Source organism: Micromonospora sp. CPCC 205546, from assembly GCF_036902715.1.
Classification (GTDB): domain Bacteria; phylum Actinomycetota; class Actinomycetes; order Mycobacteriales; family Micromonosporaceae; genus Micromonospora.
In genome coordinates this window covers 13,025-38,890 of sequence record NZ_JBAKHL010000003.1, presented here as the reverse complement: position 1 = coordinate 38,890, position 25,866 = coordinate 13,025, and the positions used below count along the sequence as shown (strand labels likewise).

Sequence of the window (25,866 nt, the reverse complement as noted above, 5' to 3'; positions counted from 1 at the left end):
CGGTTCCCCACGACCTTGCGGGGCGTTCCGGGGACACCGGTCACGGCGGCGGCAGATGAGCCAGCTGGACCAGGCGTACGCCCTCGCGCCGGGTCACCAGCCGGCCCCGTCCCGGCGGGAGCGGACCGGGCCGGACCGGGCCCACCAGCGCCCCCTCCTCCGGGCTGCCCGCCATCACCAGCCCCGAGGTGGAGAGCTCACGCAGGCGCTGCACGAGCGGTTCGTACTGGGCCCGTCCGGCACCGCCCGAGCGGCGCACCAGCACCAGGTGCAGCCCGACGTCGCGGGCGTGCGGCAGGTGCTCCTCGAGGGCGCGCAGCGGGTTGGACGGCCCGCTGGCGACCAGGTCGTAGTCGTCGACCAGCACGAACAGCTCCGGCCCGGACCACCACGACCGCTGCCGTAGCTGCGCGGGCGTGACGTCCGGCCCCGGCACCCGCCCCGCCATGTAGCCGGCGGCGGACTCGATCAGGTCGGTGGTGTGCGCCGCGGCGGAGCCGTAGCCGATGAGGTGCGGCGACGACGACTCGGTCATGTCCGCCATGCTGCGGCGGTAGTCGACCAGGATGATGCGGGCCTGCTCGGGGGTGAATCGGGTCATGATCGAGGTGGCCAGCGCGCGCAGGAACGACGACTTGCCGCACTCGGCGTCGCCGAAGACCACGAAGTGCGGCTCGGTGGCGAAGTCCAGCACCACCGGGCGCAGGTCCGCCTCGGCGATCCCCACCGGGATGCGCAGGCCGGTGGTCGCCGTCAGGTCCAGCTCGGCGTACGGGAGCACCGGCGGGAGCAGCCGTACGGGCGGCGCGACCGGGCCGGCCCAGCTTCCGGCGGCCTGCTTGACCAGGTCCGTGGTGTCCCCGCCCGAGGCGTCGAGCTGCGGCAGGGCGGTCAGGAAGTGCAGGCTCTCGGCCGTGACGCCCCGGCCCGGGGTCTTCTCCGGCACGTTCGCCGCCGCCCGGCGGGCCACCAACGAGTCGGCGGGGTCGCCGAGGCGCAGCTCCAGGCGGGAGCCGAAGAGGTCCCGGATCGCCGGCCGGAAGTCCAGCCAGCGCACCGCCGTCGCGACCACGTGCACCCCGTACGACAGCCCGCGGGTGGCCAGGTCGGTGATGAGCGGCTCCAGGTCGTCGTACTCGCCGCGCAGGGTGGCCCAGCCGTCCACCACCAGGAACACGTCGCCGAACGGGTCGGTCCCGGGCTGGCCGGTGTGCGTCAGCGCGGCCCGGCGCTGCCGCCAGGCGGCGACCGACTCGACGCCCAGCTCGGCGAAGCACCGCTCCCGGTCGACCAGCAGGGTCGCGATCTCGCCGACCGTACGCCGCACGGCCGTCGGGTCGGCGCGGCCGGTGACCCCGCCGACGTGCGGCAGGTCGCGCAGCGCGGCCAGCCCGCCGCCGCCGAAGTCGAGGCAGTAGACCTGCACCTCGGTCGGGGTGTGGGTGAGCGCCAGGGCGCAGATCAGCGTGCGCAGCGCCGTCGACTTGCCGCTCTGCGGCCCGCCGACCACCGCGACGTGACCCGCGGCGCCGTCCAGTGCCAGCCAGAGCAGGTCGCGGCGTTGCTCGAAGGGCTTGTCGACCACCGCGACCGGCACCTGGAGCGCGCCGTGCAGCTCCGGGTTGCCGAAGGCGAGGCCGCGCGCCGGGTCGACGGCGACCGGCCCGAGCAGCTCGTCCAGGGCCGGCGCCGGGCCGAGCGGGGGAAGCCACACCTGGTGGGCGGGCGGCCCCTGCCCGGCCAGCCGGTCGACCATCAGTTCCAGCAGGCTCTCCGTGGCGCCCTCGTCGGCGGTGGCGGGCAGGGCGGGCGGCCCGACCGGCTCCGGCTCGGGCACCAGGTGGGTGGAGAAGGCGAGCAGGCGCGGGGCCTGCGCGCCGCCCGCGCCCGGCGCCGCGCCGCGCCGGCGCAGCGCCCCCGAGACGTACGCGGCCTTGAACCGCACCAGCGGTTCGGTGCCGAAGCGCAGGTAGCCGTGGCCGGGGGAGCGGGGCAGCTCGTGCGCGTCCGGCACCCCGAGCACCGTGCGGGACTCCAGCGCCGAGAAGGTCCGCAGCCCGATCCGGTACGACAGGTGGGTGTCCAGGCCGCGCAGGCGGCCCTCCTCCAGCCGCTGCGAGGCCAGCAGCAGGTGCACGCCGAGCGACCGGCCCAGTCGGCCGATCTGCACGAACAGGTCGATGAAGTCGGGCTTGGCCGAGAGCAGCTCGGAGAACTCGTCGCAGATCAGCAGCAGCGACGGCAGCGGGGCGAGCGGGGTGCCGGCGGCGCGGGCCCGTTCGTAGTCGCGCAGGCTGGCGAAGTTGCCGGCCCGGCGCAGCAGCTCCTGGCGGCGGACCAGCTCACCGTTGATGGCGTCGACCATCCGGTCGACCAGCGGCAGCGCGTCGGCCAGGTTGGTGATGACCGCGGCGGTGTGCGGCAGCCGGTCGAAGGAGGCGAAGGTGGCGCCGCCCTTGAAGTCGATCAGTACGAAGTTGAGCTGCTCCGAGCTGTGCGTGGCGGCCAGCCCGAGCACCAGCGTGCGCAGCAGCTCGGACTTGCCGGAGCCGGTCGCCCCGATCAGCAGGCCGTGCGGCCCCATCCCGTCCTGCGCGGACTCCTTCAGGTCCAGCTCGATGGCGCCGCCGTCGGTGCCCACCCCGATCGGCACCCGCAGCCGCTCCCGGGCGGAGCGGGGCGCCCACCCCTGCTCGGCGGTGAAGCTCTCCGGGTCGCCGAGACCGAGCAGCTCGGGCAGGCCCAGCTCGGCGCCGGGCGGGGCGTCCGGGCCGCGTGCCGCGGTGGCCAGCCGCAGCGGGGCCAGCCGCCGGGCGACGGCCTCCGCGTCGACGAGGTCCAGCCGGTCCGCCGTACCCACCTCGGCGTGTCCCTGGGCGGAGTGCGAGTGCAGCCGGCCCCGGCGCAGCTCCAGCAGCAGCGCGAACCGGTCCAGCAGGCGTGGCGGCGGGGTGTCCAGGTCGATGATCGTGACGGCGTCGATGCCGCCGTCGCCGGTGAGGTCGGTGGCCCCGGTGAGGTCGCCCCCGTCGAGCACCACCACCACGTGCGGGCCGTCGGTGGCCGGGCCGGCGGGGCTGAACCGGGACCGGCTGGCCAGCACCTCGTCCAGCAGGCCCTCCAGCTCCGCCCCCGCGCTGGTGACCAGCCGGACCGGGCCGAGCGCGTCGGTGCGGGTGGGGTGGTGGGCGTGCGGCAGCCACTTGACCCACTCCCAGGCGGCCCGCCGCTCCGGCCCGGCGCAGACGGCGACGAGCAGCTCGTCGGGGGCGTGGAAGACGGCGAGCTGGGCGAGCATCGCCCGGGCCAGCGCCTGTGCGGCGGATCCGTCGGCGGCGGGAGCGGCGGTGGCGTCGCGTACGAAGACCCGGGCGAAGCTGCGCAGGGAGAGCGCCACCGGCAGGTCGGGCACCACGGAGTACGCGTCCAGGAACCGACGCAGCGCACCGGCGGTCATGGGTTCCAGCTCCTCCAGCGGCCGGGTGACCGGGGGAACCAGCGGGGTGGCGAGGGTCTGCGGGCCGACGCCGACCCGGACCACCGCGAAGTCCGGGTCGGTGGGGCGGCGTTCCCAGACGCGGTGGCTGTCGACCGTGGACCAGAGCCGGCCGGGATCCGGGTGCCGGTAGTAGAGCCCGGCGCGCTGCTGCCCGGCGGTCTGCCGCACCCGGCGCCGCAGCACCGCGAGGTGCCGCAGGTAGTCCCGGCGGGCGGCCATCATCTCCGACTTCTTCGGGGTGCCGGAGGCGCTGCCCCACGAGGTCACCAGCATGGCCAGCGAGGAGAGCCCGAACATCCCACCGACCACGTAGGAGTAGGCGCCGCCGCCCCGGCCGAACATCATCGCCATCGCCACGGTGCCGCCGAGCATGGGCAGCACCATGAGCAGTTGCTGCCAGCGTCCGCCGGCGACGGCGGGGATCTCCGGCGGCGCGTCCACCGGCAGCTCACCCACCGGAACCTCCGGCGCCGGTCGGCGCGGCGGCCGCTTGATGACGACAGTGGACACTCGACCTCCTGACAGCGCTCGGTAACCCGAGCCTGGCTCATGGTAGGTAAAGTCCTGTCGTCCGCGCAGCCACCGACCCCGCCGAGGATGGAGATCAGTCGATGACGATCGGGCTGGCCCGGGTCACCATCAGCGCCCCCCAGCGGCGGGTGGACGTCGCACTGCCCGAGCAGGTGCCCCTGGCCGAGCTGCTGCCGGAGGTGCTGCGGCACGCCGGTGAGGGGCTCGCCGACGACGGCGAGCGGCACGGCGGCTGGGTGTTGCGGCGCACCGACGGGACGGTGCTGACCACCGCCCAGGCGCTGCTGCCGCAGGGGGTCCGCGACGGCGAGGTGCTGCACCTCGTGCCGGCCCGCGCGCAGTGGCCCGAGCTGGAGTACGACGACGTGGTCGAGGCGATCGCCGACGGCGCCCGGCGGCGCGGCGGCGCGTGGTCGCCCGCCGCCACCCGGACCGCCGCACTGGGTGGGGCCGCCGTGCCGTTGGCCGTCGGGCTGCTCGCCGTGACCGCCGGCGGGCCGGCGCACGAGGCGGCCTGGCCGGCCGCCGCCGTGGTGGCACTCCTGCTCACCCTCGCCGGGGTGGTGGCGTCCCGCGCCCACGGCGACGGGCCGGCCGGCGCGACCCTGGGCGGCTACGCCCTGCCGTACGCGGCGGTGGCGGGCGCCCTCGCGGTCACCTCCGGCGACCCGGTCGGGCCGGTTGCCGGACTGCGCTGGATCGGCGCGCCCGAACTGCTGGCCGGCTCGGTCGCGCTGCTGCTGGTGTCGGTGCTCGGGCTGGTCGGCGTCGCCACCCGGCTGCGGGTCTTCGTGGCGGGGGCCACCGCCGGGTTCGTGGGCGCGCTGGCCGCCCTCGGTGGACTGCTGCTCAGCCCGGCCGGCACGGCGGCGGTCCTGCTCTGCGTGCTGGTCTTCGCCGTGGGGGCGGTGCCGCTGCTGGCCATCCGGCTCGGCAAGGTGCCACTGCCCCCGATCACCGTGCCCGTCGGTGAGCCGGGTGACGCCGACCGGGTCCGTGACCTGCCCGACGCCGACCGGGTCTACGCGGCGGTGGCCCGCACCGAGGAGATGCTCACCGGGATGCTGCTGGGGCACGCCGTGCTGACGGTCGCCGCCGCGGTGGTGCTGGGCCTCTCCGGCGGCACGTCGGGCCGGTTGCTGGTGGCGGTCGTGGCGGCCGTGCTGCTGCTGCGTTCCCGGCTCTTCGTGTCCCTGCGCCACCGGGTGCCACCCGTCGCCGCCGGCCTCGCCGGGTACGCCGTGCTGGGCGCCGTGCTCGTCGAGCGGTCCGGTCCGGCGGTCCGGCTGGCGCTGGTCGTCGGCGGGCTGGCGCTGGCTCTCGTGGCGGTGGCCGCCGGCACCACGTACGCCCGCCGACCGGTCTCCCCGTACGTCGGCCGGATCGCGGACCTGACCGACACCGCGCTGGTGGTGTCGGTGGTGCCCGTCGCCTGCGCGGTGCTCGACCTGTACGAACGGGCCCGGGGGCTGCTCGGCTGAGCGGCCCCCGGGCCCGTCGGTGGTCGGTGCCGGGTCAGTGCGCGGACTCGCCGCGCGCCTCGGCCTCCCGGGCGCGCCGGTACGACGCCACGATCTCCGCCTCGGCCTCGATGCGCCCCACCCACGTGGCGCCCTCGACCGACTTGCCGGGCTCCAGGTCCTTGTAGACCTCGAAGAAGTGCTGGATCTCCAGCCGGTCGAACTCGCCGAGGTGGTGGATGTCGCGCAGGTGCTCCTGGCGCGGGTCCTCGTAGGGCACGCAGAGGACCTTGTCGTCGCCACCCTTCTCGTCCGTCATCCGGAACATGCCGATCGTGCGGCACCGGATCAGGCAGCCCGGGAAGGTGGGCTCGGGGACCAGCACGAGCGCGTCCAGCGGGTCGCCGTCCTCGCCCAGTGTCCCCTCGATGAAGCCGTAGTCGGCCGGGTACTGCGTGGAGGTGAAGAGGGTGCGGTCCAGCCGGATCCGGCCGGTCGCGTGGTCGACCTCGTACTTGTTGCGGTGACCCTTGGGGATCTCAACCGTCACGTCGAAATCCATCTGCACGCTCCCTCGTTTGCCCACGCTGGCCAACGGAAACCAGCGGCACGCCGCTCCACGGATGAATGCCCACCCGCGGGCTCCGGCCGCCGCATAGTGTTCGGACCGAAGTAGTGTCACCCAAGCAGATTTTGGCGGGGCGAGGAGGGGGCCGTGGGGAGGGAAGATTCACACTACCGTCCGGATGCCGATGCTGGACGGGCTACCGGACGATCTGCTTCCGGCGGCGCGACCGGGCGGTTCCCGGTGCCCGACGCCCACCCTTCCCGCCCGGCCGCGTCCCCCGGCTCCGACGACCTGACGTCCGGTCCGTCCCCGGACTACGGCAGCCCGGCCGGCTCCGGCGCCCCGACCGCTCCCGGCGCCCCGACCGCTCCGGCGGGTGGGGACCCCTCGTCAGGCTCGACCGATCTCTGGGCCGCCGCGGCCCGGCCCGCCGGGCCACCGGCTCCGGCCGCGACGGACCCGGCGCCGGCCCCCCGCCGCCGCCGGACCCTGCCCATCGTGCTGGCCGCGGTCCTGGTCCTGGTCCTGGTGCTGGCCGCCGTCGGGATCGCCGTGGTCCGCCCGGGACCGGTGGCGGACTGGCTGGGCGACGAGCCGGCCGGCCGGGGGGTCGCCGCGCCGGCTGCGGAACCGGCGCCCGCGGCGGTGCTGGCCGGCACGGACGCGAACGCGCCGATGCCCACCCCCGAGGGCGTACGCGCCGCGCTCGCCCCGCTCGTGGGCGTGCCCGCCCTCGGCGCCCGGGTGCACGTGTCGGTGGCCGACGTGGCCACGGGCCAGCCGCTCTTCGGTCGGGGCGAGGACGACGGCACGGTGCCCGCCTCGGTCACCAAGCTGGTCACCGGGGTCACGGTGCTCGCCGCGCGCGGTCCGGCCCACCGCATTTCCACCCGGGCGGTGGCCGGCGCGGCCCCGGGGGAGGTGGTGATCGTCGGCGGGGGTGATCCCACGCTGGCGGTCGACAGGAAGGGCTTCTACCCGGGCGCGGCCCGCCTGGACGACCTGGCGGCGCAGGTGCGCGACGCCCTCGGCGGCACGAAACCGACGAAGGTGACGGTCGACTCGTCGCTCTACTCCGGGCCGGTGTTCGAGCCGGGTTGGGACGACGACATCCCCACCGGCGGCTACGGCGGCGCGATCACGGCGCTGATGACCGACGGGGCCCGCAGCGACGTGACCCGCGCGAAGAAGGACGAGGCGGCCGGCAACCACTGGGCCGAGCGGGTATCCCAGCCCGACCTGGCCGCCGGTCGGGCCTTCGCCCGGCTGCTCGGCGTGCCGGCCGGCGCCGTCGCCCGCGGCACCGCTCCCGCGGCCGCCACCGGCGCCGCCACCCCGGGGCCCGGCGCCGAGCTGGGCAGGGTGGAGTCGCTGCCGATGGTCCGGCTGGTCGACATCATGATCAGTGACAGCGACAACATCGTCGCGGAGGCGCTGGCCCGGCAGGTCGCGCTGGCCCGCAACGAGCCCGCCTCGTTCGTCGGCGCCGGCGCGGCGATGGACGCGGTGGCCGGCGAGCTCGGCCTGCCGGCCGACGAGCTGACCCTCGCCGACGGCAGCGGCCTGTCACGCAGCAACCGGATCAGCCCCTCGCTGCTCACCGACCTGATCGCGCTCGCGGGCGACGGCAGCCGCCCCGAGCTGGCCGCGATCTTCGGCGGCCTGCCCGTCGCCGACTGGTCCGGCACCCTCGCCGGCCGGTACGACACGGCGGCGACGAAGGCCGGCGCCGGGGTGGTCCGGGCCAAGACCGGGACCCTGACCGGGGTGCACGCCATCGCCGGCGTGGTCAGCACCGCCGACGGGCGGCTGCTCACCTTCGCGGTGCTCACCGACGCGGTACCCCCCGACGGGCTGACGGCGGCCCGGGGCGCACTGGACCGGATCGGCGCAGCCCTGGCCGGCTGCGGCTGCCGCTGACCGGCGTCGACCCCGGACGCGGGCGTCGTCGACCGTGCCGACGGCCGGATGGATGCCGGGACGCACGCGCGACGGCGTCGGGCCGGACCGACGTCAGGCGTGCCACCGGCGTCGATCGCCAGCGCGAGCCCGGGCCGGGGTGTCGCGGCGCGGGTACGGTGGGGTGCATGGCGCAGTTCGTGGACTGGGATCTGGCCGCCGCGACCGCGGGGGCACTGGGCAAGTCGGGCCCCCGGGTGTCGTACGCGGAGGCCACCGACGTGGTCGGTGACCTGCGGCGGTTGACCGACGAGGCGGCGCGGCACGTCGCGGACTACACGGGGCTCCGCTCGCAGGTGTCCCACCCGCCGGTGCGGGTGGTGGACCGGCGGGACTGGGCGGCGACCAACATCGCCGGGCTGCGCGAGGTGATCACCCCGCTGGTCGGCCGGCTCGCGAAGGACAAGCAGCCGGGTGCGCTGACCGAGGCGATCGGCTCCCGGGTCACCGGCGTGCAGGCCGGCACGGTGCTGGCCTATCTCTCCGGCCGCGTCCTCGGCCAGTACGAGGTCTTCTCCGCCGACCCGGGGCAGCTGCTGCTGGTCGCGCCGAACATCGTCGAGGTGGAGCGCAAGCTCGGCGCCGACCCGCGTGACTTCCGGCTCTGGGTCTGCCTGCACGAGGTGACCCACCGCACCCAGTTCACGGCCGTGCCGTGGATGCGGGCGTACTTCCTCAGCGAGGTGCAGGCGTTCGTGGACGCGTCGTCCAGCGGCGGCGAGCACCTGCTGGAGCGGCTGCGCCGGGGCGTGGCCACGCTCTCCGACGCGGTGAAGGACCCGGAGAGCCGCACCAGCATGCTGGACATCGTCCAGACCCCGGCCCAGCGGGCCGTGCTGGACCGGCTCACCGCGCTGATGACCCTGCTCGAGGGGCACGCCGAGTTCGTGATGGACGGCGTCGGCCCGCAGGTGGTCCCGAGTGTCGAGCGGATCCGGGCGGCGTTCAACCGGCGCCGGGAGGCCGGCAACCCGCTGGAGAAGGCCATCCGCCGGCTGCTCGGCATCGAGGTCAAGATGCGCCAGTACGCCGAGGGCCGCAAGTTCGTGCACGGCGTCGTGGACCGGGTCGGCATGGAGGGCTTCAACAAGATCTTCGGCTCGCCGCTCACCCTGCCCCGGCTGGACGAGCTCGGTGACCCGGACGCCTGGGTGGCGCGGGTGCACGGGCCGGTCGGCCCTGCCCCGACCGTCGGCTGACCGGACGCCGGTGGCCGCGCTCGCCCCACCGGTGGCCGCGATCCGCGTCGCGGTCCGTCGCGCGCTGGCCGACGTGCCGCCGGCGGGCCCGGTGCTGGTGGCCTGCTCGGGCGGCGCGGACTCGCTCGCGCTGGCCGCTGCCACCGCGTTCGTGGCGCCCCGGATGGGCCGCACCGCGGGCCTGGTGACGGTCGACCACGACCTCCAGGAGGGCTCGGCGCAGCGGGCCGCTGCCGTGGTGGCGTGGGCCCGCGAGGTCGGCCTGGCGCCGGTCGAGTCGGTGCGGGTCGAGGTGGCCGGCCGGCCGGGGGGACCCGAGGCGGCCGCCCGCGAGGCCCGCTACCGGGCGCTCGCCGAGGTGGCCGGCCGGCTCGGGGCGGCGGCACTGCTCACCGGGCACACCCGCGACGACCAGGCGGAGACGGTGCTGCTCGCGCTGGCCCGGGGCGCCGGCCCGCGCGGCCTGGCCGGGATGCCCGCCCGACGCGACCTCGACGGGGTGCCGCTGCTGCGCCCGCTGCTGGAGGTGGGCCGGGAGCAGACCCGCACGGCGTGTGCGGTGCTCGGGCTGCACCCGTGGGAGGACCCGCACAACGCCGACCCGTCGTACGCCCGGGCCCGGGTCCGGGCCGACCTGCTGCCCGCCCTCGTCCGCGCGCTCGGGCCGGGAGTGCTGGACAACCTGGCGCGGACGGCCCGGCTCGTGGCGGCGGACAACGCCGTCCTCGACGAGCTGGCCGGCGCGGCGCTGGTCGACGTCCGACACCCCGACGGCGGGCTCGCGGTGCGGGCGCTGGCCGAACTTCGCCCCGCGATACGCGGCCGGGTGCTGCACGCCTGGGCCCGGGAGCTGGGGGCCCCGCCCGCCGCCCTGTCGCACCGGCACGTGACCGCACTGGAGGCGCTGGTCACCGCCTGGCGGGGGCAGGGCCCGGCGCACCTGCCGGGCGGGCTGCGGGTGCTGCGCCGCGACGGCCGGCTCGCCGCCATCGGCCCCCGCTGACCGGCTCGTCTGAAGCCGCGAAGCCCGAGGGCCCTCGGAGTCGCGGAGCCGCGAAGCCCCCGGCTCGGAGCCGCGGAGCCCGAAGCCGCGGGCCCCGGAGCCGTGGCCCGTGGCGCGGCCCCGGAGTCCGGTCTGTGGCGCCGGCCGTTGGCGGGGTCCGTGGCCCGGGGTCCGGTTCCGGGGGCGCGGGATCCGCCGGGAGGCGGTAGACATTGCGCATGGCGTACCCCCGACAGCCGCTCTTCGCGCCGCACGGCGCGGTGGCGACGAGCCAGCCGCTCGCCGCGGCCGCAGGCCTGGCCGTGCTGCGACGCGGCGGCAACGCCGTCGACGCGGCCCTGGCCACCGCGATCACCCTGACCGTGGTGCAGCCACCGTCCAACGACATCGGCGGCGACCTGTTCGCGATCGTCTGGGACGGCGAGCGGCTGCACGGGCTCAACGCCTCCGGCCGGTCCCCGGCCGCCCTGACCCGCGAGCTGGTGCTCGCGGCGACCGGAGGGCGCGGCGCGTCCGCCGTCGACGCGCTGGGCGGCGCACAGCGCTCGGGGGCGGCGATGCCCGCCCGGGGCTGGCTGCCGGTGACCGTGCCCGGCGCGCCGGCCGGCTGGCGTGACCTGCACGACCGGTTCGGCTCGCTGCCCTTCGCCGAGCTCTTCGCCGACGCGATCGGCTACGCCGAGCACGGCCATCCGGTCTCCCCCGGCGTGGCGGGGATCTGGTCCCGCGCCCTCGCCGCGCCCGGTCCGACCGGCGCGGAGTTCGCCGAGTTCGACCGGCTGTTCGCGCCCGGCGGGCGGGCCCCGAGGCCCGGGGAGCGGTGGCGCAACCCGGACGCCGCGCGGACCCTGCGGCTGATCGCCGACACCGGGGCGGAGGACTTCTACCGGGGCGGGATCGCCGAGGCGCTGGCCACGCACGCCGCCCGCACCGGAGGGCTGCTCACCGGCGACGACCTGGCCCGACACGCCTCGACCTGGGTGACCCCCGTGTCCGTGCGCTACCGGGGGCACGAGGTCTGGGAGCTGCCGCCCAACGGGCAGGGCCTGGCGGCGTTGCTGGCGCTGCACATCCTCGACGGGGTCGACCTCGCCGGGCTGCCCCTCGCCGAGCGTCTGCACCGGCAGATCGAGGCGACGAAGCTCGGCTTCGCCGACGCGCACGCCCACGTGGCCGACCCGGAGCGGGTGCCGGTGCCGACGCAGGCGCTGCTGTCGCCGGCGTACGCGGCGGCCCGTCGCGCGCTGATCACCGAGCGGGCCGGTGAGCCGACCGCCGGCGATCCGCAGCGTGGCGGCACGGTCTATCTCTGCACCGCCGACGCCGGCGGCATGATGGTCAGCCTGATCCAGTCGACCTACCTGGCCTTCGGCTCGCGGGTGGTGCTGCCCGGGCACGGCTTCGCCCTGCAGAACCGGGGGCTCGGGTTCCGCCTCGACCCCGCCCACCCCAACGTGGTGGGGCCCGGCAAACGGCCCTACCACACGATCATCCCCGGCTTCCTCACCCGCGACGGGCGGCCCGTGGGCCCGTTCGGCGTGATGGGCGGGCACATGCAGCCGCAGGGGCACGTGCAGCTCGTCTCGGCGACCGTCGACGGCGGGCTCGACCCGCAGGCGGCGCTGGACGCGCCACGCTGGTACTGGCACGCGGGCCGGTCGGTGCTGGTCGAGCCGGAGCTGGTCGCCACCGCCGAGGGGCGTGCCGCGCTCGCCGACCTGCGGGCCCGGGGCCACGAGGTCGCCGTGGCGGAGGAGCCGGGGGTCTTCGGGCACGGGCAGGCGATCTGGCGACTGCCGGACGGCGGCTACGTCGTCGGCTCGGAACCCCGGGTGGGCGGTGGCATGCTCGGCTGGTGACCCCGCCGTCGGCCCGGAGGGCTCAGGCCCCCGCCCGGCCGCGGAAGGTGGCCCGGTAGGAGTGCGGGGTGGAGCCGACCCGACGGGCGAAGTGGTGCCGCAGCGCCGCCGAGTCGCCGAAGCCGGCCCGGTCGGCGACGGCCTCGACGCTGAGCCCGGTCTCCTCCAGCAGCCGGCGGGCCAGCAACACCCGCTGGTTGGTCAGCCAGTCGTGCGGGGTGGTGCCGGTCTCGGCGCGGAACCGCCGGGCGAACGTGCGCGGGGACATCTCCGCCCGGGCGGCCAACTCGTCGACGGTGACGGGGCGGTCCAGGTGCCCCATCAGCCACTCCAGCACCGGCTCCAGGGTCGGCGCGTCGGGGGTCCTGGGGATGGGCGCCTCGACGTACTGCGCCTGCCCGCCGTCGCGGTGCGGGGGGACCACCATCCGGCGGGCCAGCCGGGTGGCGGTCGCCGAGCCGTGCTCCTGGCGGATCAGGTGCAGGCAGGCGTCGATGCCGGCGGCGGTGCCGGCGCTGGTGAGCAGCCGGTCGTCCTGGACGTAGAGCGAGTTGCACCGGACCCGGGCGGTCGGGTGGCGGCGTTGCAGCTCATCGACGTAGCGCCAGTGGGTGGTGCACTCCCGGCCGTCGAGCAGGCCCGCCTCGCCCAGCACGAACGCGCCGGAGCAGACGCTGAACACGTACGCGCCCCGGTCGGCGGCCCGACGTAGCGCGGCGAGCACGGTGGCCGGCACGACAGTGCCGTGCCGGTGGGCCGGTACGGCGACCAGGTCGGCCTCCGCGACGGGGTCGAGGTCGGTGTGCGGGACCAGGTGGAAGCCCGACGAGGTGCGGACCGGTGCCCCGTCGGGGCTGCACACGCGGAAGCGGTAGCCGGGGAAGCCGTCGGCGGTGCGGTCGGTCCCGAACACCTCGGCGAGGACCCCGAGCTCGAACGTGGCGACCTGGTCCAGCACCAGCACGGCGACCGACCTCAGCATGTGACGAGGGTAACGGCAGGAGTGGCAGGAAATCGAGGAGGCATGGCATCTCTGCCACTGTCCGGGCGGTGGGGCCGGGCGGAGACTGGTTCCAGTCCGGTGCGCACCGGCGGCGAAAACAACAGCAACCGTGTGAAAGCGAGCGCCGCCATGGAGATCCTGCTCTTCCTGTTCTTCCTCGTCATCCTCGCGCTGGCCTCGGTCGCCGGCCTCACCGCCGACAGCCGGGACTCGGCCGACTGGAAGCCGTCCGACGACGGCCGCCGCTGGCGGTCGCGGGCCTGCTGAGGTGGTTCACGGCCTTCGCGACTTCGTCCGCATCGGGGCCGCGCCCGAAAGGGGCGGCCCCGCCGACGGACGCCGACGGGCGTACGGCAGGCTAGGAGCCATGGCTGACGGCTCCTGGTACGACGCCGACATCGACCACGTGATCATTTCCGAGGCGCAGATCCGCGAGAAGACCGCGGAACTCGCCAAGCAGGTCTCGGCGGACTATGCCGACGTCGATGACGCGCTCCTGTTGGTCTGCGTCCTCAAGGGCGCGGTGATGTTCATGGCCGACTTCGCTCGGGCGCTGGGGCGCAGCGGGCCGCCGGCCGAGCTGGACTTCATGGCCATCTCCTCCTACGGCCAGGGCACCACCTCCTCAGGCGTGGTCCGCATCCTCAAGGACCTGGACCGCGACATCGCCGGCCGGCACGTGGTCGTGGTCGAGGACATCGTCGACTCCGGCCTGACCCTGTCCTGGCTGCTGCGTTACCTGGAGTCCCGCTCGGCCGCGAGCGTCGAGGTGGTCGCGCTGTTCCGCAAGCCCGACGCCGTCAAGGTGCCGGTGCCGGTGAAGTACGTCGGCTTCGACATCCCGACCGAGTTCGTCGTCGGCTACGGCCTCGACTTCGGCGAGCGCTACCGCGAGCTGCCCTACGTCGGCGTGCTCAAGCCCGAGGTGTACGCGCGATCCTGAGCCCTCCCGCGGCGGCCCGTCGCATCGGCGCCGATCGAGCGGACGTTCAGCGGGCTCTCAGCGAATCGGACTACGGTGGAGGCCGGTGGCGTGGAGGCATCCTCCATGCCCGCCCCTCGAACCGCGTGACCGGGCGGACGGGAGGACGGGCGCGGAGCTCCCGTCACGCCGGCTGGACCCGGTTCGCCCTACGCGTAATTGTTGGGCTCGCAGGCCCGCTTGGCGCACGAAAGATGATCCGATCGTGCGCGTTCGCGGGGCTCGCAAGCTCGCTCGGTGCGCGCACAACTGTTCCCTTTGTGCGCGACTGCGGGGCTCGCAAGCTCACTCCTCGCGTGCACGGTGTACCGTCGAATGACCGCGGCGCGGCAGTTTCGCGCCTCGGGGTCGAGTCGGCCAGCACGGCGGCTCCGGCCGCCGCCGCAGGCGGCGACACCATCAGACGGTCAGGACGTCGATCAGGAGGATGCGGGCGCCTCGGCGCTCGACAACAGCATGGAACGTACGCGTTTCTTCCGCCGACCGGTGGTCTGGATCATCCTGGTCATCCTCGGCGCCGTTGTGCTCAGTCAACTGTTCACCGCTGGTCCCAGCTACCACCGGGTGGACACTTCCATTGCGCTCGACCAGCTCAACAAGGGCGGCATCGACAAGGTCGTCTTCCAGGACAAGGAGCAGACGCTCCGGCTCGACCTGAAGGACAAGACCAAGTTCGGTGACACCGACACCGACCGGATCGAGGCGCAGTTCCCCTACGAGGTCGGCGACGAGGTCTGGAACGAGGTCCTCGAGGCCAAGGCGAACAACCGGGTCACCGGTCCGGCCAACGTCGAGGTGTCGTCCGACAGCATCTGGGTGAGCCTGCTGGTCAACCTGCTCCCGATCGCCCTGCTGGTGCTCCTGCTGCTCTTCTTCATGTCGCAGATGCAGGGCGGCGGCTCCCGGGTGCTCAACTTCGGCAAGTCCAAGGCGAAGATGATCACCAAGGACACGCCGAAGACCACGTTCGCGGACGTGGCCGGCGCCGAGGAGGCCGTCGAGGAGCTGCACGAGATCAAGGACTTCCTGCAGAACCCGGCGAAGTACCAGGCCCTGGGCGCCAAGATCCCGAAGGGCGTCCTGCTCTTCGGTCCGCCCGGCACGGGTAAGACGCTGCTGGCCCGCGCCGTCGCCGGCGAGGCCGGGGTGCCGTTCTACTCGATCTCCGGTTCGGACTTCGTCGAGATGTTCGTCGGCGTCGGCGCCAGCCGGGTCCGCGACCTCTTCGAGCAGGCCAAGGCGAACGCCCCGGCCATCGTCTTCGTCGACGAGATCGACGCCGTCGGCCGCCACCGCGGCGCCGGCATGGGCGGCGGCCACGACGAGCGCGAGCAGACCCTCAACCAGCTGCTCGTCGAGATGGACGGCTTCGACACCAAGGGCGGGGTCATCCTGATCGCCGCCACCAACCGGCCGGACATCCTCGACCCGGCGCTGCTGCGCCCGGGCCGCTTCGACCGGCAGATCCCGGTGGACGCCCCCGACATGGAGGGCCGCAAGGCGATCCTGCGGGTGCACGCCAAGGGCAAGCCGTTCACGCCCGACGTCGACCTCGACGCCGTGGCCCGGCGCACCCCAGGCTTCAGCGGTGCCGACCTGGCCAACGTGATCAACGAGTCCGCGCTGCTCACCGCCCGCAAGGACCAGCGGGCGATCAGCAACGACTCCCTGGAGGAGTCGATCGACCGGGTGATCGCCGGTCCGCAGCGCCGCACGCGGGTGATGAGCGACCAGGAGAAGAAGATCACCGCGTACCACGAGGGTGGGCACGCGCTGGTCGCCTGGGCGCTGCCGCACGCCGCGCCGGTGCACAAGGTGACGATCCTGTCCCGCGGCCGGTCGCTGGGCCACACCCTGGTCCTGCCCACCGAGGACAAGTACACCCAGACCCGCGCCGAGATGGTCGACACCCTGGCGTACGCGCTGGGTGGCCGGGCCGCCGAGGAACTGGTCTTCCACGAGCCGACCACCGGCGCCGGCAACGACATCGAGAAGGCCACCCAGCTGGCCCGAGCCATGATCACGCAGTACGGCATGAGCTCCAAGCTCGGCGCGATCAAGTACGGCACCAGCGGCGACGAGCCGTTCCTCGGCCGCAACATGGGCCACGAGCGGGACTACTCCGACGTCGTCGCCGCCGAGATCGACGGCGAGATGCGGGCGCTCATCGAGCTGGCCCACGACGAGGCCTGGGAGATCCTGGTGGAATACCGGGACGTCCTGGACAACATCGTGCTGGAGTTGATGGAGAAGGAGACCCTCTCCACCGCCGACATGGCCCGGATCTGCGCCCGGGTGGCCAAGCGACCGCCGATGGCTCCGTACAACGGCTTCGGCAAGCGTCAGCCCTCGACCGAGCCGCCGGTGCTCACGCCGGCGGAGAAGGACGCGCTGAAGGTGCAGGCCCAGGCCGACGGCGCCCAGGCGACGGTGGGCGGCGGCAGCTCGAACATCTCCAACAACTCGGACGGTTCGCACTGAGCACCGACCCGACGGCCAGTTCCCGGGAGCACCGGGGACTGGCCGTCTCCGCGACCGAGCCGGACGGCGACGACACCCTCGACTACGTCGCCGCGCGCCTGATCAGTGGCAAGCTCACCGGTCGGCCCGTCGAGGAGTCCATGGACCTCGGGCGGATCGAGAAGGCCGTCCGCGAGATCCTGATCGCCGTCGGGGAGGATCCGGACCGCGACGGGCTCCAGCAGACCCCGGCCCGGGTGGCCCGCGCGTACGCCGAACTCTTCGCCGGCCTCCGGGTCGACCCGGCCCAGGTGCTCAGCACCACCTTCGAGGCCAACCACGAGGAGCTGGTGCTCGTCCGGGACATCGACGTGATGAGCCTCTGCGAGCACCACCTGCTGCCGTTCCGGGGCAGCGCCCACATCGGCTACATCCCGGGGCCGGACGGCCGGATCACCGGCCTGTCCAAGCTGGCCCGGCTGGTCGAGGTCTTCGCCCGCCGACCGCAGGTGCAGGAGCGGCTCACCTCCCAGATCGCCGACCTGCTGATGGAGCGGCTCGCGCCGCGCGGCGTGGTGGTGGTGCTCGAATGCGAGCACATGTGCATGGCGATGCGCGGCATCCAGAAGTCGGGCGCCAAGACCATCACGTCCGCCGTGCGGGGCACCCTCCAGCGCGACGCCAAGTCCCGCGCCGAGGCGATGGCGCTGATCATCCACCGCTGACACCGCGACAGACCGGCCGGCCGCCCCGCGCAACCCGGGGTCGGCCGGCCGTCGCGCGTCAGCCCCGCCGACGCGGGCCCGCCGGGCAGTCCCGACGCCGCGCGGCCGTGAGGCGGTGCGAGCCGGGGAGGCGGCAGGGCCGTGAGGGCGCTGCGGGACCGTGAGGGCGCTGCGGGACCGTGAGGGCGCTGCGGGGCCGCTAGGGCGCTGCGGGGCCGCGAGGGACGAGGCGCTGCGGAGCGAGGTGGGGCGCGGTTCAGCCGGCCAGCATCGCGAGCAGCAGGCCCGCGCTGACCAGCACCGCCGGGACCAGGCACACCAGGGCGCCGAGCCGGGCCGTGCGCTCCACCCGGCCGCCCTCCGGCGGCGGGAAGAGCCGCCCGACACCGATCCAGCCCGCCGCGAACGCCACCGCCGGCATCGGCAGCCCGCAGACCAGCGCGACCACGCTGGCCGCCCCGGTGCCGGTCGCCACGAACAGCAACACCTGGACCGCCGGCACCAGCAGCGCCAGCGGCCCGTACACCAGCAGGTTCCGCAGGCGCGGCGGCCAGGCGGCCATCCGAGGCAGCCCGCGCGCGCGGAGCGTCGCGTCCGCGGCGTCCGCCCGGCCCCGCGCGGCGCGCAGGGCGGCCAGCACCGCCGCCGGCCCACCTGCCATCGACCGGACCGCCTCGGTCACCTCCGGCGGCGTCGGGACCAGCGAGATCGGCGGTACGCCCCGCTCGCGCAGCCGGGCCTCCTGCGCGGCCAGCCGGGTGCGTACGGCCGTCAACTCCTCGCGGGCGGCCTGCACCGACCGGGCCTGCTCACCGGCGGCGGTGGCCGCGTCGCGGCGCACCCCGTCGAGCTGGCGGGCGGCGGCCAGGTACTCGATCCACGCGGCGGACACCGCGTCGGCGCCCTCGACGGTTCCGGCCTGCCCGGCCGTGCCGGTGTGCTCCGGTGCGGGGGCGGCGCCGGAACGCTGCCGCCCCGGCGCGGCGTGCCCCGCCGCCGTCCCTGCCCCGCCCCGGGTCATACCGGCTCCCCCTCCTCGGCGAACGGAACCAGCACGGTGCCCTGCTCGCCGGGGCCGTCCCAGAGCACCGCACGGCCGGGTCGGGGCCGCCACTGCACCTGCCGACCGAAGACCGACGCGAGTTGCGCGCCCGGCAGGTCGACCACTGCCACAGCGGCGAGCTTGTCCACCTCGCCCTCCGGATCGAGCAGCGCCGCGAACGACGGCACCGTCCGCCAGCGGCCCAGCAGGTGCCGGCCGGTGGGCGGCCCCTCCCGCAGCAGCGCCCGCAGCCGCTGCGGGGGAAGTTGCTCCGGCGTCGGCACGTCCAGTCCGAACACCACCAGGTAGGCCGGCGCGGCGTCGTCCACGGCGTCGAGCAGCCCGGCGAGGTCCACCCACTCCACCGGGTGCCGCCCGGACAGCTCGGCCGCCAACGCCTCGGCCACCGGCCGACAGTCCTCGTCCGGCGCGGCGAGCACGAAACGGGCGCTCCCGGGGGCGTGGTGCGCCGCCGCGCTGCGTGCCGCGGTGGCCAGCAGCCGGATCGCCTCCGGCCCCGGGCCCAGCACGGCGAGGTTCCGCCCGGGGGCCGGCCCGAGCGACACCGCGACGGTGGTGCGGGGCACGTCCACCGCCCGGCCCAGCAGGGCCGCGGGACCGGTCGCTCGGCCCGCCAGCGCGGCCCGGTGCCGGGGGTCGTTGCGCAGCAGCGGACGGGCGTAACCGGCGAAGACCACCGGCGGGGTGGCCCCCTCCGGGCGGGCCGACCAGAGCCGGTGCCGCAGCTCCTCGACGGTGTCGGGATGGTCCTGCGGGTCCGGGAACCGCACCATCCGCTCGTGGCCCCGGATCGCGCCCCGGGGCCCGCCGAGCCCGCCCGCGGTGTTCACCACCGCGCTGCCCACCGGCAGCCCCGCGGCCGAGTCGTTCGTCGGCTCCAGCACGGCGCCCCCGCCGGGCAGCGCCACCCGCACCGGGAACTGCCCCAGCACCGAGTCCCGGTCCGTACGCGAACCCAACCCCAGGTCGCCCTCGCCGGCCAGCACCAGGTGCACCCCGTACGCGCGCCCGGTGCGGGCCAGCGCGTCCAGGCGGGCGGCGGCGTCCGCAGCCAGCCGGTCCCGCTCGGCGAAGAGCAGCGGAAGGTTGTCGAGCACGCACACGACCCGGGGCATCATCCGGTGCTGGCGCAGCTCGGCGAAGCGCTGGCCGCCGGCCCGGGCGCCCGCCTCCTCACGCCGGCGCACCTCCGTCACCAGCTCGTCGAGCAGACTCAGCACGTACTCCCGGTCGGCGGCCATTGCGGCGGCGCGCACCTGCGGGATCCACGACCGGTCCCGTTCGGTCTGCAGGAACTCCACGAAGGACTCGGCGTCGGCGAGATCCGCAAGGTAGAGGACCAGCTCGTCAGGACCGTAGCGGGCGGTCAGGCCGAGCAGCGCGGTGGTGAGGAAGGTCGACCGACCCGCGCCCGAACGACCGCTGACCAGCCAGTGCGGCGTCAGATCCGTGAAGCCGAGCGACACCGGACGGCCACCGGCGTCCCCGACGGTCGTGGTCAGCCCGCCCGCGCCGCTCGCCGTCCACAGCTCCTCGTCGGCCGCCGGCAGCAGATCGGTCAGCGCCAGCCGGGAGCCCGCCTCGACCTGTGCGGCCAACCGACGGCAGACCGCGTCGACGAGTTCGGCCGGCGGCTCCGCCTCGACGAAGACCGGCGAGTTGAGTCCCCCCGGAGGATCGGCGCCCGGACCGGCGAACGACCCGCCCGGCGGGTCACCCAGCAGCGCGTACGCGGTGCGGACGGCCAGCGTCGTCGCCCGCGGCAGGGGCTCCCGGGCGTCCGCCGGGGGCCAGCCCGCCACGACGAGGTGCAGGCCGGCGGACCGGCCGGCCTCGGCCAGGGCCTCGATCCGGGCCAGGTCGGTGGACCCGGTCGACTCGGGCAGTGCGGCGATCACCAGCAACAGCGTCCGGTCGTGCCGGCGACGCCCGCTCGTGCCCGGGGCCACCCACTGCTCGGCCTCGGTGAGCACGGCCCGCAGACCCGCCACGTCCACCGCCGGGGGCGGCAGCAGGCCCGCGTCCGCGAGCGGCGCGAACGGCGCGAGGGCCGTGCCGGTCGCGTCCACCGCGCGGACCAGCAGCGCCCCGGCCGGGGTCGCCGCCAACAACCGCAGCAGTACGCTCCGTAGCAGCCCCGCCACCCGGGGGTCCCGGGCGTTGACGTCCGCCGAAAGGTGACCCGCGCCGAGCAGCGGCACCAGCGCGGGGAACCGGGCGTCGTCCAGCGGCGCCGCCGTCCCGACCCGGACGAAGGGAGGTGGTCCCTCACCGGCCGGTGTGGTCGGTGTCATCGTCTCCAGCGGAGCGCCCGCCCAACCGGGGGCCAGCACCGCCGCCGCGGACCGGAGGCGGTCGGCCAGTTCGTACTGGCGGCGCTGGTCGGCGGGGGCCGGCCGGGTGTCGTCGAGGACGCTCGCGGCGGCGGTCGCGGTGGCGGTGGCCCGCCTGTGCAGTGCGGCGGCGCGGTTGGTGCGAGCCTTCGGACCGGCCACCGCGTCCACCCCCTCTGCCCGAGGTTGGCAACCTCCCCGCGCAGAGACCGTAACCCAGGCGGGCCGACTCGTCAGGGATGCGCGGCGACACTGCGCCGGGGATGTCGTGGATCTCACCGATGGGCAGCAGTCCGTCACGATCCGCTGGATCTGGGGCATTGGGTCTACCGCGCCCAGCCGCTAGCCTCAGGGGGTGGAATCAGTGCAGCCCCCCGCCGGTTCCCAGGTCTCCCGCGTACCGGCGCAACGGCCCCCCTCCGACCACCTGGCGCCGCCCTCGCCGGCGCCGGCGCCGGAGCGGCCCCGGCGGCGGCTGCGTACCGTCCTCACCGTCGTCACGAGCATCGTCGTGGCGCTCTGCCTCGGCGGGGTGGCCGCCGGATACGTGCTCTACAACCGGGCGGCGGCACCGGACCGTGGATCGCCGGACGTCGCGATCGTGAACTATCTACAGTCTGCGCTTGTTTCACGCGACCAGAACCGGGCGCTGCTCTTCACCTGCGAAGGCCCACTTCATTCCATTGATGAACTTCGCTCACAGATCGAACGACGCGAGAAGGAACTGGGCACCAGTTTCTCGATCAACATCGAGAACATTGTGGTGTCCATGAACAGTTCATCGGCGGCTACGGTCACGGCGGATATCAGGCGGAGTGCTTCCGTCGATGGTGCCCACCAGAGCCTCACCGACCCGTGGCGTTTCGAAGTGCAGGACAGGGATGGTTGGCGCGTCTGCAGTGGAGCGCTAGCCAGGTGAACCGCTATTCGATCCAGAGCAGATGCACCGGAACCTCCAGTGTGGTGGGCGCCTGGCCCCGCCAGGCCCAGCGGTACCACTCCACCTCCGGCGTGACCCGAACGCAGATGTCGCCTTCCGCTCCGGAGTAGGTCTCGGTGACCGCCCGCAGGTTCCGGTGTTCGACGGCGTCCACGACGTGCACCACGCGGCGTCCCGTGACGGCATCCGACTCGAAGACCGGGGTCGGCATACGGTGCGCAGGGGCGTCCAAGGAGACCAGGCGGACGTTCGTGTCGCGGTTGATTGACGTGTCCCGCCGGGCCCCCACCGTCTCCACCCAGACCCTCTCGGCCGGAACCAGCGGCGCGAAGACCTCCACCTGGTCGGACTCCGCCCGATACCACTCGTGCTCGGGGATGACCGGCACGTAGGTCCGGCTATTCTGCACCACCCGGTCGTCGGCGCGGAGATCACCGCGCCAACCGAGTCCGGGCAGGCCGACCAGCACGCGCTGTCCGCGGAGTTCGACGCGGCTGGTGGCGGGCACGATCTCGATCGGTCGGGGTGACCTGGGCGTCCAGTCCGGATGGTCGGCGAACGGGTCGGGAAACGGCTCGTTCATGACGGCGAGCGTCTCATCCCGCGCCCTTGAGCGGCGCGCCGCGTGACCGCATGAACGGCACCGGATCGATGGCGCCCCGGCTGCTCCGATCCTCGTCCTTATGCACCTCGAAGTGCAGGTGCGGACCGGAGGAGTTGCCGCTGCTGCCCACTTCCCCGATGACCGCTCCGGCCTCGACGAGCTGACCGACCTTTACCCGTGGCTTGCTCACCATGTGGCAGTAGCGGGTGATGAAGCCGCCAGCGTGCAGAACGTCGACGAACCAGCCGCAGCCGCCCTTGTTCGGCCAGCCGTCGACGTTGCACGTGAGCCGGTTCCGATTGTCCGGATCGCAGCGGGACACCAGGACGCGTCCGGTGGCAGCGACCCGGATGTCGGCCCCCTTCGGGGCAGCGATGTCGACCCCGTTGTGCCCGGGCCGCCTCGCGGTGCGGAAGCCTGAGCCTACGCCGCCCGGGATAGGAGCGGTCCAGCCCGAGGCGGCGATCTGCCCGGCGGCGGCGCGATCACACGCCTTCTTACCGTCAATCAGCGCGATCCGGGCGGCTCCGCCGGCCAGCGCGTTGACGATTTGGGCGGCGACGCCCTCGTGCTTGGCGTACGCGTCCGGGAAGGCGCTGATCTGCACGGCCTGCGCCGCCCGGGTCAGCGACATCGTCTCCCAGCCGGGTACCTTGACCAGCTTCTCGTAGAACTTCCGGGCGGCGTATTCGGGCGTCATCCGCTGCGCCACAGTGCCCCAGCCCGCCCTCTGCTGGAACAGCCCGACGGAGTCGTGGTCGGCGCCGACGCCCTCGTTGGGCAGGCCCTCAGATTCGCCGACGGTCCGGTTCGCCAGGTTGAGAAGTCGGGACTCCTGCATGGCAGTTGCCACAGCGATGACCCATCCGCGTGGCGGCACCTTCATCTCCTGCCCCGCCTTGATGATCCTTGCTGCATTGCGGAGCTGACGTTCGCCGTAGTGAGATATCCGAGGCATGTTGCCCACTACGGTGACCTGGGCATCCTCCTTGCAATCCTGGCTGGCTAACGTCATGCCGGCATCAGAGTCGCCGCCCAGTTCGGTGAGCAAGAAGGCACCCGCACCGCCGGTGCAGCAGAGCAGGGCGAGCGCCGCTGTCAACGCGGCGGCCAGTGCGCCGAGCCGGAGTTGCCGACTGCGGGACTGTGTCTCGTCGCTCATGCTTGCTCCCAGTCCACGGCGTCCACCAGCCACCGCCCGTCGGGCGCCACCAGTTCGAGGCGGAGCCGTCCCGTGTCCAGCGGAACCAGCACCTCGACAAAGTTCTCGGTTCTGGGCTGGAGCGTGACGTCGCCGTCGACCTGACCGGCCGGTACCCCGGAGGGGTCGACGCCGGCCAGCTTGTCGGTCAGCGCCGGGGTCGACAGGGGACGTAGTCCTTCCTGCCACCGCTGCGCCGTGATGCCCGGCTTCCCGAGCCAGGCGGCAACAAAGCGCTCGGCGGTCTGCTCGGGCGTGAGTTCGTTGGGGCGAGTCACCGGGGAGGGGGGAGCGCCAGTGGAGAATGCCCCGTCGTCGCCGGCGGTCGGGTCGACCGTGGTGATCGGTCGGTTGGGACGGTTGCTGAGCCCGGAGGTGGGATCGCCGGGCCCGGACACCAGCCGCGCCGCTCCGATGACCCCGAACACGAGGACGGCGATGCCGATCGCGATGCCGAACCGGGACCGGAGTACCCGGGTGACGAGGAATTCGACCGCCCGTCGCACCGCACTCACCGCGCCTCGGACCGGATTCGCGGAGTGGACCGGTCAGGCGCGCGTTCCGGGGAGCCGGGGCGATAGATGGCGAACGATGGGCTCTCGTCCGGCACGTCCGGTTCCGTCCAGGTGGCCGGCTGCCGCCGCCGGGGCCGGGGCGCGACCGGGCGTGAGGCGCCTCGGTCCTCGGTCGGCGCCGCCTTCTCGGCCGCCGGCTCGCGGCCGTCGGGCCGCTGCCGCTCCCTCCCGCCGACGGTGTGGGCCTGCCGCTCCTGCTGACCCGAACGCGCGTGCGCCGGGTCCTCCCGCCTGGCCTCGGGCCGCAAGGTGGACCGCTCTGCCACGACGCCACGACGCCGGCCCATCGCCGGCTCGGCCGTGCCGCCGGGTTCAGCGACGTCGAGCCTGGCGGCGGTGCGCATGTCACGGAAGAAGCGCCGGTGCCACGAACCGGCCGAGCTGACTGCCTCGCTGTTGTCCTTGCCCCCGAGCTGGGTGATCCGCCGGTAGGGGCGTAGCAGCAGCCAGCCGACCACGCCGCAGAGCCAGACCAGCACCACCTGGAGCCATCCGGGCAGGGTAGGAGTGCTCATGATGAGGTCGACCGCGAAGAGATAGATGGCGGCACCGGTGCCGAAGATGGCGATGTTGAAGACTGCGGCGACCACCGCGTTCGCCAACCGCCGCAACCCGGCACTCGCCGGGCGCATCAACCCCACCGTGCCGAGGATCGGCGCGGCGATCACCGCCCAGCGGAAGATCAGGAAGCCCAGAAGTACCAGCAACGAGGCGGTCAGGTCGAACATGGCGAACAGCACGGCGGCCAACACCGCGATGAACCCGGCACCGACCCGGTCCATGTCCCGGACACCCTGGAGATACTCGTACGCCTCGGGGTCCTCTTCCTTGATTTGTTCGGCCACCTTCATCCACTGCTGCTGCTTGGCCTCGATGGTGGCTTGACGTGTCGCGGGGTTTGCGCGCATGGATTGCGCCTCGCCCCAGGTCAGGGATCGGGCGTCGTAGAGGGCCGGCCCGTATTTCTTAGCGGTTTCGCTGTCCGCCGACCCCAGGACGCCCCGTAGCCAGTTCCGGTACAGCATGGATTCCGTAGCCGTATCGCTGGCTCGGACGGCGGGCGGACGGTTGTCCTTACAGCGTTCCGGATTGGGGTCGATGCATCGGCCAGGCGCAGGTTCCTTTACCTGCGGGCCGACCGCGTCGTGCACCACGCCTAGGGTGGTGACGAGGGTGCCGTCGGCGATGTTGGCCGACTTGACCGGCCAGGCGGCTAGGGCGGTCACCGCCACCATCACCAGTAGCGCCCAACCCGCCGTGGTCATCGCATTGCTCATGTCGGACTGGCGGGACCGCCATAGCAAGTACAGGCCGACCACGCAGAGGGTGACGATGCCGAAGACGCTGAACACCTTCTGGTAGACGGCCTTGGTCGCCTGGTCCACCAAGGGGTCGGCCCAGCCCCACATCGAGCGCGGATCCCAGGCACGTTCCCGCAGTGCGTTGGAGGCGCCGATCACCGCAGTGGCAATCATGAACTCGCCATTGGCAACAGTGGTGGTGAACTTGTAGTCCGGGTGGAGAACAGTCGAGGCACAGCCGATGTCGTACGTCGTGTAGCTGTACCCGGCGTATCCGTAGAGGCTGTATCTGCCAGTGATGCCAGCAGAGGATTCGGGTGGGGAACTGGCGAACCAGCCGGCCAGACCCGCATCGGGAGCTCCAGGCGTTGGCGGCTCAAGGCACTCCGCCCGGGCTGCCGACACCTCCTTCAGTTTGGCGACGCAGGCGCGGAAGTCGGCTTGCCACTCGGGGGTGGTACAGAGGTCGGCCTTCGCCTGGGCCGTCAGTGGTGCGGGGGCGGCCGCCATGGCCCCGACGGCCGGCCAGCCGATGGTCGCCCCGGCGAGTACGCCGAGCGCGAGCAGGAACGCCGCCAACCGTGCCCTGGCCCGCGCCATG

General features: G+C 74.1%; 19 protein-coding genes. 10 read left to right on the top strand and 9 right to left on the bottom strand.

All coding sequences use genetic code 11. The annotated features are described in order from the left end of the window. Positions 1-40: 40 nt before the first annotated feature. On the bottom strand, positions 41-4,009 hold the full coding sequence (eccCa, locus tag V6U77_RS01550; protein WP_334604267.1) for a type VII secretion protein EccCa: 3,969 nt from the start codon (positions 4,007-4,009) through the stop codon (positions 41-43). Positions 4,010-4,110: 101 nt separating this feature from the next. Here eccCa and eccD point away from each other — a divergent pair, with 101 nt between their 5' ends. Then, a complete protein-coding gene (gene eccD / locus V6U77_RS01545) occupies positions 4,111-5,511 on the top strand; it encodes a type VII secretion integral membrane protein EccD (RefSeq protein ID WP_334604266.1) in 1,401 nt (466 codons plus the stop codon). Between the two features lie 34 nt (positions 5,512-5,545). Here eccD and V6U77_RS01540 read toward each other — a convergent pair whose 3' ends face one another. Beyond that, the gene (locus V6U77_RS01540; protein ID WP_121401614.1) at positions 5,546-6,052 is read right to left on the bottom strand and encodes an inorganic diphosphatase; all 507 of its coding nucleotides are present in this window, start codon (positions 6,050-6,052) and stop codon (positions 5,546-5,548) included. A 495-nt stretch (positions 6,053-6,547) separates the two neighbouring features. On the opposite strand from V6U77_RS01540, the gene dacB reads away from it, so the two are divergent. From dacB to V6U77_RS01520, 4 genes are all read left to right on the top strand, one after another. Then, positions 6,548-7,978 (top strand): D-alanyl-D-alanine carboxypeptidase/D-alanyl-D-alanine endopeptidase, encoded by a 1,431-nt coding sequence (gene dacB, locus V6U77_RS01535; RefSeq protein WP_334604357.1) that lies wholly within the window; start codon positions 6,548-6,550, stop codon positions 7,976-7,978. A gap of 167 nt (positions 7,979-8,145) precedes the next feature. Continuing rightward, entirely contained in the window at positions 8,146-9,216 is a 1,071-nt protein-coding gene (locus V6U77_RS01530; RefSeq protein ID WP_334604265.1) for a zinc-dependent metalloprotease, read from the top strand. A gap of 10 nt (positions 9,217-9,226) precedes the next feature. Further along, positions 9,227-10,219 (top strand): tRNA lysidine(34) synthetase TilS, encoded by a 993-nt coding sequence (gene tilS / locus V6U77_RS01525; protein WP_334604264.1) that lies wholly within the window; start codon positions 9,227-9,229, stop codon positions 10,217-10,219. 218 nt (positions 10,220-10,437) lie between these two features. After that, on the top strand, positions 10,438-12,078 hold the full coding sequence (locus V6U77_RS01520) for a gamma-glutamyltransferase family protein (protein ID WP_334604263.1): 1,641 nt from the start codon (positions 10,438-10,440) through the stop codon (positions 12,076-12,078). 22 nt (positions 12,079-12,100) lie between these two features. On the opposite strand, the gene V6U77_RS01515 is transcribed toward V6U77_RS01520, so the two are convergent. After that, entirely contained in the window at positions 12,101-13,060 is a 960-nt protein-coding gene (locus V6U77_RS01515) for a GlxA family transcriptional regulator (RefSeq protein ID WP_334604262.1), read from the bottom strand. A 150-nt stretch (positions 13,061-13,210) separates the two neighbouring features. Here V6U77_RS01515 and V6U77_RS01510 point away from each other — a divergent pair, with 150 nt between their 5' ends. The 4 genes from V6U77_RS01510 to folE all read left to right on the top strand — a co-directional run bounded on the left by V6U77_RS01510 (position 13,211) and on the right by folE (position 17,248). Beyond that, positions 13,211-13,348, top strand: coding sequence for a hypothetical protein (locus V6U77_RS01510; RefSeq protein ID WP_334604261.1), 138 nt, complete (start codon positions 13,211-13,213; stop codon positions 13,346-13,348). Between the two features lie 100 nt (positions 13,349-13,448). Next, on the top strand, positions 13,449-14,024 hold the full coding sequence (hpt, locus tag V6U77_RS01505; protein WP_334604260.1) for a hypoxanthine phosphoribosyltransferase: 576 nt from the start codon (positions 13,449-13,451) through the stop codon (positions 14,022-14,024). Between the two features lie 495 nt (positions 14,025-14,519). After that, a complete protein-coding gene (gene ftsH / locus V6U77_RS01500) occupies positions 14,520-16,544 on the top strand; it encodes an ATP-dependent zinc metalloprotease FtsH (RefSeq protein WP_334604259.1) in 2,025 nt (674 codons plus the stop codon). A gap of 38 nt (positions 16,545-16,582) precedes the next feature. Beyond that, positions 16,583-17,248, top strand: coding sequence for a GTP cyclohydrolase I FolE (folE, locus tag V6U77_RS01495; RefSeq protein WP_334604356.1), 666 nt, complete (start codon positions 16,583-16,585; stop codon positions 17,246-17,248). A gap of 256 nt (positions 17,249-17,504) precedes the next feature. Here folE and V6U77_RS01490 read toward each other — a convergent pair whose 3' ends face one another. After that, positions 17,505-18,269 (bottom strand): hypothetical protein, encoded by a 765-nt coding sequence (locus V6U77_RS01490; RefSeq protein ID WP_334604258.1) that lies wholly within the window; start codon positions 18,267-18,269, stop codon positions 17,505-17,507. Next, positions 18,266-20,815, bottom strand: coding sequence for an FtsK/SpoIIIE domain-containing protein (locus tag V6U77_RS01485; RefSeq protein WP_334604257.1), 2,550 nt, complete (start codon positions 20,813-20,815; stop codon positions 18,266-18,268). The genes V6U77_RS01490 and V6U77_RS01485 overlap by 4 nt, the downstream gene beginning before the upstream one ends. A gap of 193 nt (positions 20,816-21,008) precedes the next feature. Here V6U77_RS01485 and V6U77_RS01480 point away from each other — a divergent pair, with 193 nt between their 5' ends. Continuing rightward, entirely contained in the window at positions 21,009-21,563 is a 555-nt protein-coding gene (locus V6U77_RS01480; RefSeq protein WP_442934352.1) for a hypothetical protein, read from the top strand. Positions 21,564-21,567: 4 nt separating this feature from the next. Here the strand turns inward: V6U77_RS01480 and V6U77_RS01475 are convergent, their stop codons facing one another. From V6U77_RS01475 to V6U77_RS01460, 4 genes are read right to left on the bottom strand one after another with little or no spacing between them, the layout of a single operon-like run. After that, a complete protein-coding gene (locus V6U77_RS01475) occupies positions 21,568-22,167 on the bottom strand; it encodes a hypothetical protein (RefSeq protein WP_334604255.1) in 600 nt (199 codons plus the stop codon). Between the two features lie 13 nt (positions 22,168-22,180). Beyond that, a complete protein-coding gene (locus tag V6U77_RS01470; protein ID WP_334604254.1) occupies positions 22,181-23,350 on the bottom strand; it encodes a M23 family metallopeptidase in 1,170 nt (389 codons plus the stop codon). Beyond that, positions 23,347-23,904, bottom strand: coding sequence for a hypothetical protein (locus V6U77_RS01465; RefSeq protein ID WP_334604253.1), 558 nt, complete (start codon positions 23,902-23,904; stop codon positions 23,347-23,349). The genes V6U77_RS01470 and V6U77_RS01465 overlap by 4 nt, the downstream gene beginning before the upstream one ends. Beyond that, positions 23,901-25,865: an MFS transporter gene (locus tag V6U77_RS01460; RefSeq protein WP_334604252.1), complete on the bottom strand. Its 1,965-nt coding sequence runs from the start codon at positions 25,863-25,865 to the stop codon at positions 23,901-23,903. Before V6U77_RS01460 ends, V6U77_RS01465 begins: the two co-directional genes overlap by 4 nt. Position 25,866 lies beyond the last annotated feature (1 nt).

Bases quoted from the DNA above. Each gene is read 5' to 3' on its own strand.
- V6U77_RS01475 (WP_334604255.1), bottom strand. From the start codon at position 22,167: ATGAACGAGCCGTTTCCCGACCCGTTCGCCGACCATCCGGACTGGACG.
- V6U77_RS01510 (WP_334604261.1), top strand. From the start codon at position 13,211: ATGGAGATCCTGCTCTTCCTGTTCTTCCTCGTCATCCTCGCGCTGGCC.
- V6U77_RS01530 (WP_334604265.1), top strand. From the start codon at position 8,146: ATGGCGCAGTTCGTGGACTGGGATCTGGCCGCCGCGACCGCGGGGGCA.
- hpt (WP_334604260.1), top strand. From the start codon at position 13,449: ATGGCTGACGGCTCCTGGTACGACGCCGACATCGACCACGTGATCATT.
- ftsH (WP_334604259.1), top strand. From the start codon at position 14,520: ATGGAACGTACGCGTTTCTTCCGCCGACCGGTGGTCTGGATCATCCTG.
- V6U77_RS01515 (WP_334604262.1), bottom strand. From the start codon at position 13,060: ATGCTGAGGTCGGTCGCCGTGCTGGTGCTGGACCAGGTCGCCACGTTC.
- V6U77_RS01470 (WP_334604254.1), bottom strand. From the start codon at position 23,350: ATGAGCGACGAGACACAGTCCCGCAGTCGGCAACTCCGGCTCGGCGCA.
- eccD (WP_334604266.1), top strand. From the start codon at position 4,111: ATGACGATCGGGCTGGCCCGGGTCACCATCAGCGCCCCCCAGCGGCGG.
- V6U77_RS01460 (WP_334604252.1), bottom strand. From the start codon at position 25,865: ATGGCGCGGGCCAGGGCACGGTTGGCGGCGTTCCTGCTCGCGCTCGGC.
- V6U77_RS01540 (WP_121401614.1), bottom strand. From the start codon at position 6,052: ATGGATTTCGACGTGACGGTTGAGATCCCCAAGGGTCACCGCAACAAG.
- V6U77_RS01490 (WP_334604258.1), bottom strand. From the start codon at position 18,269: ATGACCCGGGGCGGGGCAGGGACGGCGGCGGGGCACGCCGCGCCGGGG.
- V6U77_RS01520 (WP_334604263.1), top strand. From the start codon at position 10,438: ATGGCGTACCCCCGACAGCCGCTCTTCGCGCCGCACGGCGCGGTGGCG.